This is a genomic window from Massilia eburnea (assembly GCF_009720745.1).
In the GTDB taxonomy this organism is placed as follows: Bacteria; Pseudomonadota; Gammaproteobacteria; order Burkholderiales; family Burkholderiaceae_D; genus Rugamonas; species Rugamonas eburnea.
Map to the genome: position 1 here is coordinate 1 of NZ_WNKX01000081.1, position 413 is coordinate 413.

A 413-nucleotide genomic window follows, 5' to 3' on the forward strand; every position below is an offset into this window, starting at 1 on the left:
GAATCGGTCGTGTTAGTGCTGGCGATAGCGCCGCCTTTCAGGTCAACCGTATCGGCCTTGACGTGGTAGCCGCCGTCGCCGGCGAACAGGCCCGATTGCTGGCCGACCGAGGTCGAGCTGCCATGGCTGTTGGCCTGAGATACGTTGCCGCTGGCGCTCCACGCGCCGAAGCCCACCTGCACACGCACGCCAACGCCGGTCTGGCTGGTCTCTTCTTTGCTTGTATCCTGCACGCTTTCCACGGCCAGCTTGCCGCCGACATCGGCGTTGATGGTGCCAGCCGTTGCAGTCGCACCTTTCAGCGTGGCGTCGCCCTTGCTATGCAGGTTGATGGTGTCCGCTTTGAGCTGGGTGTTGTTGTTGATCGTGGAGTCGCTGTTGTTGTGGCCATTGCCCACGTTGGCGGCGGCGTA

Annotated in this window: 1 protein-coding gene; it reads right to left on the reverse strand. The window is 63.0% G+C overall.

The features are described 5' to 3' along the window. Nucleotides 1–413 (reverse strand): hemagglutinin repeat-containing protein (locus tag GM658_RS28660; RefSeq protein ID WP_155457515.1); only part of this gene is annotated, 413 nt, incomplete at both ends.